Origin of the sequence: Xenorhabdus sp. PB61.4 (assembly GCF_963894935.1) — a bacterium.
In the GTDB taxonomy this organism is placed as follows: Bacteria; Pseudomonadota; Gammaproteobacteria; order Enterobacterales; family Enterobacteriaceae; genus Xenorhabdus; species Xenorhabdus stockiae.
On record NZ_CAWQJR010000066.1, the window covers coordinates 1 to 5,705 of the forward strand.

Consider the following 5,705-nt stretch of genomic DNA (forward strand, 5'->3'; position numbering starts at 1 on the left):
GCATAGGCGGAACCAATTGAGTATGTTAATAAAAATACAATAATTTTAAATATATTGTTAGGCCTCATAATATTTTCCTTGCTTGATTTAAAAAAACAATTTTCTTGTGTGTGTTTTTAATTATAGCACTTATACCAATATGTCAATATTGCCGAGAAAGTGCTTTGTAACTCATTATGCATTTAAATTTTATTTCTTTCTTTTTTTTAAAAAACAGGGAAGTGTGATGATTTATTTTTTTTATTTAATTTAATGATTATAAAGCAATGATTTCTTTAAATGAATATGATGTGAAAGCCTCTTTCACTTTCTTTTTATGTTTTTTATTTTCTTAATATATTTTTATTTTTCTGTAAAATATGTTTTTAACAAGACATAATTATGGCTTTCATAATAGCGTTGCCACGCTGAAATGAAGTTAAACGATACCTTGAGGAGTGATACAAAGATGCTAGAAATTGCCCTTGAAGCAGTAAATACAATCAGAAAACGGACTCAGGATGCGTTTGACGGAGCCGGACAATTTGACTATAAGCCGGATCGCTCTGTTGTCACTCAAACCGATTTAATGCTGGAAACAGAGATTCGTAACATACTGGAAAAACGTAGCCCGGGTGTTCCTATCATGGGAGAAGAGTTTGGGCTGGATGGCAGCGAAAAATTCGAATCAGGCTGGATCATTGATCCCATTGATGGAACAAGGGCATTTCTGTATGGTGTACCCTTGTTTAGTACGTTGCTGGCTTTTGTCGAAAATGGCGAGCCAAAACTTGGGGTAATCAGTTTTCCGGCAATTTCTACGGTTGTTTATGCTTCACAAGGAGAAGGGTGCTGGATGAGTGTGGAAGGTAAGCCGTTACGCCAGCTTAAAGTGATGGATAACTCACCAACATCTGTTAACAATGCTGTGATTGCAGCTTCCGGTATACACAGTTCCGGTTATCATCTGGAAAATGGCACAGTGGCTTATAATCTGGATGGGTTAGTGAAATCTGCCCGTGATTTTGTCTTTGTTAATGACTGCTACCAGCACACGATGGTTGCAGCCGGAAGGTTGCACTGTGCTATTGATACCATCATGAAACCGTGGGACAGTGCGGCAATTTTGCCCTGTATTAAAGAAGCGGGTGGTGATTTTTGTGCACTGAATGGCAGCCGGAAAAGAGCTATGTTTGGTGGCAGTCTGATTTCGGCCTGTAATTCAGCATTGCTGGATCAGGTGGTAGAGATAATGAACTCCCGTGCTGATACAAAAAATTAAATGATAATTCCTCTGTTTTTTACATTTCCTCTTTATTGGCTGTATTCATTTACGGGTGCGATGAAACTCGAAACCCATTGGCGATATACATAATGTGAGAGAGAAAATCCCGGATGTGGTACTACATCCGGGGCTATGTGGTTTAATTTTTCAGAATATGTGACAGAATTTGCAGTGCCTTACCGAATTGAGCCTCCGGTATCGTCAGCGGGTAGAGGAAACGGATCACGTTACCGTGAGTACCGCAGCTCAATAATAGCAGCCCTTCGCGTTTAGCTCTGGTTTGTATTTCGCGGGTAAATTCTGGCGAGGGTTTACCGGTTTGTGGATCGTTAAATTCCACTGCAACCATAGAACCCAGTGCGCGAATTTCGGCGATTGCCGGGCACTGAGTGCGCGCTTGTGCCAGTATTTCCACCAGATGCTGACCAAGCTGATTCGCTCGTTCGCACAACTGCTCTTTTTCGATGATGTTAAGTACTGCATGGGCGGCTGCCACCGCCAGTGGATTGCCCGCATAGGTGCCGCCAAGCCCTCCGGGTGCCGGTGCATCCATCACTTCTGCACGTCCAGCTACGCCGGAAAGTGGCATCCCTCCCGCCAGACTTTTCGCCATCGTGATCAAGTCTGCTTTTACATTGTGGTGTTCCATCGCAAACAGTTTCCCCGTGCGGGCGAAGCCAGTTTGTACTTCGTCGGCGATTAACAGAATGCCATGCTCATCGCACAATGTGCGTAGCGCCTGCATAAACTCGGTGGGCGCCATGTTGAATCCGCCTTCACCCTGTACTGGCTCAATAATAATGGCGGCTACCTGATCCGGTGCGATATCGGCTTTGAAAATATGTTCCAGACTTGCCAGAGCATGATCGACTGATACGCCGTGAAGCCCGTTCGGATATTTGGCGTGGTAAACGGAACCGGGGAATGGGCCAAAACCGATTTTATACGGTGCTACTTTGCCAGTGAGTGCCATCGCCATAAAAGTTCGGCCATGAAAGCCACCGCTGAAAGTAATCACTCCCGGCCGACGGGTATAGGCGCGGGCGATTTTCACGGCATTTTCGACAGCTTCCGCTCCGGTAGTGAAGAACGCGGTTTTTGTCGGGCCGTTGATCGGTGCCAGCGCATTAATACGTTCTGCCAGTGTCACATAGCTTTCATAAGGCACAATTTGATATGCGGTATGGGTGAATGCTTTTAGTTGTTGTTCAATTGCGGATACGATTTCAGGGTGACGATGACCTGTATTCAGTACAGCAATGCCAGCCGCAAAATCGATGATTTCGTTACCTTCCACATCCCACAGAGTAGCATTTTCCGCCTTTTGCGCGAAGTAATCACTCAGCACACCGACTCCGCGCGGAGTAGCATTCAGACGACGTTGATTCAACTCTGTATTTTTCATCAATTATTCTCCTGAAAATGGCATAAATTTGTAGGGGTACTAGGATAGTGCGGTGACCAGCCGTTGCAGTTTTTCCTGAAACGTATGCCGGATAGCCAGCGCTTGTTGTAATGTCACTTGGGTAAATTTTACTTTGGCACCGGGAGGTAACTGTCCGAGAATATCCAGATCGCTGCTGACGACGGTGCCCAGTGTCATGTAGCCACCTCCGGAAACGGCATCTCGGTGTAAGACAATGGGAGTACGCCCCGAGGGAATTTGAATAGAGCCAATAGGGTAGCAGGCATCCACAATATTGGAGGGGTCAGAACCTGCGCCAAACGGCGGTGTTCGCTCCACAAAATTTAGTGGACGCCCATCCAGAAAGCGGTAACCGATGCGATCAGATTCAGAACTGATCCTCCATTCATCGCTGAAAAAACTGTCAACGGATTCTGCCGTCAGGCGATGAATATACATACCGGGAACCACACGAAGTTCGGCATGTTTATGAAATTCTGGTTTAAACTCTTCCGGCAGGTGATGACCAACAGGGCCTTGCCCACAATGCGCCGTTACAGGAAGTGTATCTCCGGCCTGTAACCGACGGCCCTGATATCCACCCAGTGAGCCGAGGCTGTATGTGGAGCGACTTCCCAGTACCAGAGGTACATCGATACCACCTGCAATGGCAAGATAACTACGGGCACCTAAAGATGAGCCGGTTATTTTCAGTTGCTGCCCTTGTTGCGCCAGCAGGCAGGTATTAAGGGGAACTGACTGCCCATCCAGTTGTATGCCCATTGGTGCCCCGCTGACAGCAAAAACGGTGTCCTGCTCAAAGAGCAGTTCCGGTCCCATCAGAGTACATTCCAATCCCGCTGTATCCGGTTCATTCCCTACCAGCAGATTTGCGACTGCCAGACCAAAACGATCCAGCGTACCGGAAGGCGGAATACCTACGTGATAATAGCCTTCTCGGCCAGCGTCCTGTACTGAGCTTGACAGCCCCGGTTTCAGCACCTTAATGCCATATAACACTTCAATCGACATATAACACCTCAATCGCCATATAGCACTTCCTGCAAATTTGCTGTGCAAGATTGTGGATCAGCTTCAAAGGCTGCAAGGTCAAATTCAACAGGACGAATACGCAATGTAAACTCTTCTCGTTCAACTTGTGAAATAGCCTGATCATATTCATCGCGATTGATGGGCTTGAACTGAACGATATCGCCTGTGCGGAAAAATACCATTGAATCTTTAAGATAAGGTAGGCGTTGCTGGGTATCGTAAATGGGGGCAGGAGTCACGCCAAAGAGCTGATAACCCCCGGCACCCCGTACAGAGTAGATGCAGCCGAAGCACCCGCCGTGCCCCAGTGAAAGTTGTGGGGTATCCGTACGGGGGATCAGGTATTTAGGCACCTGAATTTGTTGTTCCTGTTCTACCATCTGGTACATAAAGGGTAATCCGGCAACAAAGCCGACCATAGAAACAAACCAGGGAGCGCCGCTGTGCTGGGCAATAAATGCATCAATATCAGGCAAGCCGTTGATTCGCGCTGCGTATTCCAGATCGGTAGATTGTGGGTCCTGATGACGTTCCCGAAAACGCATCAGGGTTTCATGCGTCCAGGGATCATTGTAAAGCACCGGAATTTCGATAATGCGCGTAGAGATTTTTTCCCCGATGTTTTCTTGTTCCGCTACGGCCTGAACTTTCTCCAGTAATGTTAGGGGTGGCAGAATATCCGGATTGAAGCGTATCTGGCATGATGCATTTGCCAGACAAATATCGAATATGCCCGGTAATGCAAGGTTTTTAATCGCTTTTGTTAACGACATACTACGAAAGAATGCTTTCAGAGACATTGCTTCGCTGATTTCAATAAAAAGATGTTCGTCGCCGCCGAAGGTGTAGCGTAAATTTGAGTCAGACATATCAGCACTCCTTCTTTTTATACAATCATTTATGCGGCTGTGGAGGTGTAATCGTGATACCTGCCTGCTGTAAACGGGTGACTATTGCCTGAAGTAGTGGGAATGCGCCGGGCGTATCGCTGTGCAGGCAGACAGAGGAAAATTCAACGTCAATATCGGCTCCTTCTACAGTACGGACTTTACCCTCCTGACAGGCTCGTAACACTTTATCAGCGATTATTTCAGGATCGAGCGGCGCAACCCGGCGGGTAAATACAATAGAGCCACTGAGATCGTAATCGCGGTCAGCATAGAACTCACAAACTACCGGATGACCGAGTTTGGCTGCCTCACGCCAGATAGCCGAACCATGCATGCAGAATATGGCCAGTTCAGGAGCATGTTTATGCAGCGTGGAGACGAAATAATGCGCAGCATCGCTGTCACGGGCCAGATGCATATATAAGGCACCATGTGGTTTTATATGCCTTAGCGGAAGGTTATACAGAGCAGCAAATTCGCGTAATGCACCGAGCTGATATAACACATCGTTGGTTAATTCCTGTGGGGTGGTATTGATATGGCGGCGGCCGAATCCGACAAGATCGCGGAACCCGGGATGGGCACCAATGGACACACCTTTTTGGTGTGCCAGCTCCACGGTTTTACGCATAATGCAGGGATCGCCAGCATGAAAACCGGTGGCAATATTGGCTGAGCTGATTAATGCCATAATTGATTCATCCACATTATCGCCGATAGTCCACGGGCCGAAGCCTTCGCCAATGTCTGAGTTGAGATCGATGTTTGTCATAGTCATGCGCTCAAATTGTGAACTGAATGTCAAAAATATAATATGGTATGACAAAAAGAAGAAATTTTTTTCTGATGCCCACGCGATACATATTGAAATCCCATTGAGTATAGGCCATGTATTCGTTTAAGTGGGCACATGATTTTGCTAAATATTATGACAAACCCATTGGATATATTATGAAATTAATCAGATAGAAATAATCTCACGGAGTTTACTTTGGTTTTTCCGCACAAGGGAGCGCTTTTGGATGATATTTATTGAGATAATATGGTTTCTTATTTAACAAAAATGGGAAAGTTTATCGAAATATCTCATTAT

5 protein-coding genes are annotated in these 5,705 nt (G+C 46.1%); 1 reads left to right on the forward strand and 4 read right to left on the reverse strand.

Annotation, left to right across the window (positions count from 1 at the left end; translation table 11 throughout):
- Window positions 1-448 precede the first annotated feature (448 nt).
- A complete protein-coding gene (locus AACX68_RS04835; RefSeq protein ID WP_228860734.1) occupies window positions 449-1,261 on the forward strand; it encodes an inositol monophosphatase family protein in 813 nt (270 codons plus the stop codon).
- 142 nt (window positions 1,262-1,403) lie between these two features.
- Here AACX68_RS04835 and AACX68_RS04840 read toward each other — a convergent pair whose 3' ends face one another.
- The 4 genes from AACX68_RS04840 to AACX68_RS04855 are packed head-to-tail and all read right to left on the reverse strand — an operon-like array spanning window position 1,404 to window position 5,384.
- Window positions 1,404-2,669, reverse strand: coding sequence for a 4-aminobutyrate--2-oxoglutarate transaminase (locus AACX68_RS04840; protein WP_228860735.1), 1,266 nt, complete (start codon window positions 2,667-2,669; stop codon window positions 1,404-1,406).
- A 39-nt stretch (window positions 2,670-2,708) separates the two neighbouring features.
- Window positions 2,709-3,701, reverse strand: coding sequence for a 5-oxoprolinase subunit C family protein (locus tag AACX68_RS04845; protein ID WP_228860736.1), 993 nt, complete (start codon window positions 3,699-3,701; stop codon window positions 2,709-2,711).
- Between the two features lie 8 nt (window positions 3,702-3,709).
- Window positions 3,710-4,591, reverse strand: a complete 882-nt coding sequence (locus AACX68_RS04850; protein WP_228860737.1) for a 5-oxoprolinase subunit B family protein — start codon at window positions 4,589-4,591, stop codon at window positions 3,710-3,712.
- A gap of 25 nt (window positions 4,592-4,616) precedes the next feature.
- Window positions 4,617-5,384 (reverse strand): 5-oxoprolinase subunit PxpA, encoded by a 768-nt coding sequence (locus AACX68_RS04855; protein ID WP_228860738.1) that lies wholly within the window; start codon window positions 5,382-5,384, stop codon window positions 4,617-4,619.
- Window positions 5,385-5,705 lie beyond the last annotated feature (321 nt).

Bases quoted from the DNA above. Each gene is read 5' to 3' on its own strand.
- AACX68_RS04835 (WP_228860734.1), top strand. From the start codon at position 449: ATGCTAGAAATTGCCCTTGAAGCAGTAAATACAATCAGAAAACGGACT.
- AACX68_RS04840 (WP_228860735.1), bottom strand. From the start codon at position 2,669: ATGAAAAATACAGAGTTGAATCAACGTCGTCTGAATGCTACTCCGCGC.
- AACX68_RS04845 (WP_228860736.1), bottom strand. From the start codon at position 3,701: ATGTCGATTGAAGTGTTATATGGCATTAAGGTGCTGAAACCGGGGCTG.
- AACX68_RS04850 (WP_228860737.1), bottom strand. From the start codon at position 4,591: ATGTCTGACTCAAATTTACGCTACACCTTCGGCGGCGACGAACATCTT.
- AACX68_RS04855 (WP_228860738.1), bottom strand. From the start codon at position 5,384: ATGACAAACATCGATCTCAACTCAGACATTGGCGAAGGCTTCGGCCCG.